This window comes from Moorena sp. SIO3B2 (assembly GCF_010692525.1).
GTDB classification, from domain to species: Bacteria; Cyanobacteriota; Cyanobacteriia; order Cyanobacteriales; family Coleofasciculaceae; genus Moorena; species Moorena producens.
In genome coordinates, this window is the sequence record NZ_JAAHHE010000519.1 from 1 (window position 1) to 3,598 (window position 3,598).

The 3,598-nt window shown below is 45.2% G+C and carries 3 protein-coding genes; 1 reads left to right on the top strand and 2 read right to left on the bottom strand.

What is annotated here, in order from left to right; translation table 11 throughout:
- Window positions 1-73: 73 nt before the first annotated feature.
- Both pstC and F6K38_RS37265 read right to left on the bottom strand, forming a co-directional pair.
- Entirely contained in the window at window positions 74-1,015 is a 942-nt protein-coding gene (gene pstC / locus F6K38_RS37260) for a phosphate ABC transporter permease subunit PstC (protein WP_287360039.1), read from the bottom strand.
- Window positions 1,016-1,293: 278 nt separating this feature from the next.
- Window positions 1,294-2,286 carry a PstS family phosphate ABC transporter substrate-binding protein gene (locus F6K38_RS37265; protein ID WP_287360040.1) on the bottom strand — a complete coding sequence of 331 codons (993 nt, stop codon included), beginning with the start codon at window positions 2,284-2,286 and terminating at the stop codon, window positions 1,294-1,296.
- Window positions 2,287-2,480: 194 nt separating this feature from the next.
- Between F6K38_RS37265 and bioB the strand changes: the two genes are divergently transcribed.
- Window positions 2,481-3,598 (top strand): biotin synthase BioB (gene bioB, locus F6K38_RS37270; RefSeq protein WP_287360042.1); only part of this gene is annotated, 1,118 nt, incomplete at its 3' end.

The following is a 3,598-nucleotide window of genomic DNA, read 5'->3' on the forward strand; positions in this document are numbered from 1 at the left end:
TTGTAGCGCTTGGGTAGCGCGAGGTTGAAGTAACCTGGGGAATCGTCTCCTAGAGGTTTTAGGTCTTGTGCCATTAGTCGTATTTCTCCCGAAAGCGACGGACAAACCAAAAGCTAAAGATATTTAGAGCTAAGGTCAGTAAGAACAGGGTCATACCTACAGAAAAAATAGTTTTGTAGGCTAGGGAACCTGCTGGTGTATCTCCTAAGCTGACCTGAACGATATAGGCTGTCATTGTCATCACTGGTACTAGGGGATTTAGTCCTAAGGTGGGATTTTGACCAGCAGCAATGCTAACAATCATGGTTTCACCCACAGCACGGGAAACCGCTAGTACGAAGGAAGCAACAATTCCAGATAATGCTGCTGGTATTACTACTCCGATGATGGTTTCTCGTTTAGTTGCCCCCAAGGCATAAGCACCTTGTCTTAAACTGTTGGGTACAGCATAGATGGCATCTTCACTGAGGGAAGCTACCATGGGAATAATGGCAATACCTAAAACAATCCCAGCGCTTAAGGCATTGAATCCTTGTAATCCGGGAATAAATGTTTTTAAGAAGGGGCTAACTAGCATCAGGGCAAAGTAACCAAATACCACCGTAGGAACCCCTGCTAATATTTCTAGGGCAGGTTTGAGCCAGCGACGGATACCAGGAGATGCATATTCACTCAAGCAGATAGCTGCCAGCAATCCCAAAGGTAATGCCACCATCAGCGCGATTACAGAGGTCAGGAAGGTGGCACTAATCAGCACAAAAATGCCAAACTGGGGATTAGCAAACAAGGGAGTCCATGCTGTATCAGTCAGGAATTTCCAGAGTGATACTTCTTGGAAAAATGCTACTGTTTCAAATATTAGGGTTAGAACAATTCCGATGGTAGTTGCCACAGAAACAAAGGCAAAGGTAGCAAAAACTATTTTTACTACCAGTTCTAACCGCTTGTTTAACTGCCGGTTTGGTCGAAACATCTCAGAGTCTGATGACTCAAAAGATGACGGATTGGTAGTCATTGGGAAAGTATTAAGTCTTAAGGATCAAGTGTGTTCGCTTGATAGCGTTATCTTACGGTAGGATGCAGTGCCAAGGATAAAGGATAAAGGATGAAGGATGAAAGCTCAATTGTGAGAAATTAAGTGTGAGGAATCAAGTGTGAGGAATGAAATAATTCTACTTATAGATGTACGGCTGATATCTATTAAGGTGACTGCGTGACTTAGCCACTTTGTTGTTTCTAGCCTTCAGCCTTCATCGTTCATCCTTAAGTCTTTAAGACATCCTTGACTATTATTTACTTCTCTAATAGCTGTTTCACTTTGGAGCCTTTAGGAGCATTATAAAATACTGTCCCGACTTTGCCGTCGCTAAAGCGCTTTCTCACCAGCATCATAATGTCTTCTGGCATGGGCACATAGCCAACTTCTGAGATTAATTTGGCATTTGCTGCTGCCAACTGATAGTCTACAAAGGCTTTAACTTCAGGTCGAGTTGCAGCCTCTTTCTTGACGTAGATAAACTCTGGGCGAGATAGAGGTTTGTAAGTCCCATCAGCAATAGTTGCTGTGCTAGGGGCAACGCAACCACTTCCTCCATCAATCTGTACCAGTTTGAGTTTATCTTTGTTTTCTTCGTAGTAGGCGTAACCAAAGAATCCTAGTCCACCCTTATCAGTAGATACCCCTTGGACAATCAAATTGTCATCTTCACTAGCGGTATAGTCGCCCCGAGAGCCCTTGTCTTTACCAACCGTCTTTCCCGTAAAGTAGTCATAGGTTCCGGAGTCAGTTCCTGGACCATAAAGTCCTAGTTTTTGATTGGGGAAACCAGGACGAACTTGATTCCAGTTGTTGATTTTGCCTTGAGCTGCTGGTTCCCAGATTTTTTTGAGTTCAGAAGTTTTTAGGCAGCTAGCAAAGTTATTGTCTTTGTTAACTACCACAGATAGTCCATCAAAGGCGATGGGTAATTCGATGTACTCAATTCCTCCGTTCTTGCAAAGCTCTATTTCTGATTCTTTGATCGGACGGGAGCCGTTGGAAATATCTGTTTCTCCAGCACAAAATTTCTTGAATCCACCACCAGTACCAGAGACACCGACGGTAACTTGGATTTCCGGATTGGCTTTCTGGAACTCTTCCGCCATTGCCTCAGAGATGGGAAATACTGTACTGGAACCATCTACCTTAACTTGAGCTGTGGGGGCTGAACCACCACAGGATGTAATCCCAACACCTAAGGTTGTGATTAATGCTATTGACAATAAAGAATTCTTTTGAGACAACATGGAATTGGCTTAATTATTTTAGGCGTCACAGCCGGAGTGTAGCGCTCCATCATCAAGACTAGGTTAAGCTTTGGGTTAAATTTTAATTAAGAAAAGGTTAAATTTATAGTTGGTGTAGTAGGTTTCACTAGCAAACTTACTCTAAGGTGGTATAGTGAAGGGTGCCTTTAAAGCTGATATACGTGGGAGATACTGTGGTTCAAGCACCTTTGTCAACTGCTGTAGGTCTATCTGTAGGTTTATCAAATACACCAGCAAGTACACTAGCAAGTACACCAGAAAAATGCTTAACATCCCCAGCATCCTTGAATGAGTGGCTGCAAAAGCTAACGAAGGGGATTATTGCAGGCGATCGCATTACTAGAGAGCAAGCCTTAGCCCTGACCAAACTGGAAGGGCAGGATAATATATTGCTGCTGTGCCAAGCAGCTGACAAAGTGCGCCAAGCCTGCTGTGGTAATACGGTGGATTTGTGTAGTATCGTCAATATCAAATCTGGCGGCTGCTCAGAAAACTGTGGCTTCTGCGCCCAGTCGGCTCACCATCCTGGCGTTGATTCCCCGATCTATGGTCTTAAGTCTAAGCAAGAGATTATGGCTCAAGCTAAGGCAGCTGAAGCGGCTGGAGCCAAACGTTTTTGCCTAGTGAGTCAGGGACGTGGACCAAAGTACAGTAGTCCTAAATCGAAAGAGTTTGAACAAATTCTGGAAACGGTACGGGAGATTATTGCCGAAACCAGCATTAAGCCTTGCTGTGCTTTGGGAGAAGTGACCTCGGAACAAGCCCAAGCCCTGAAAGAAGCTGGGGTAACTCGCTACAACCACAACTTAGAAACCTCAGAGCGGTTTTTCCCAGAAATTGTCACTACTCACAGCTGGCGCGATCGCGTCGAGACGATCCAGAACTTGAAAGCAGTTGGGATTCAAGCCTGCACTGGTGGCATTATGGGCATGGGAGAAAGCTGGGAAGACCGAGTGGATTTAGCTCTAGCCCTGGGGGAGTTAAAGGTGGAATCAGTACCCCTGAACTTGCTCAATCCTCGGTCTGGAACCCCTTTGGGAGAATCTGGGAAGCTAGACCCCTATGAAGCACTAAAAGCGATCGCAATTTTCCGGATGATCCTACCTGAGCAAATCCTGCGCTATGCTGGTGGGCGAGAAGCCGTGATGGGTGAATTGCAGGCAAAAGGGCTAAAATCCGGAATCAATGCTATGCTGATTGGACACTACCTCACCACTCTGGGACAGCCACCAGAGCAAGACCACGCTATGCTGGACTCTTTGGGTCTAACCGGTGGTGAAGCTCCGATTCC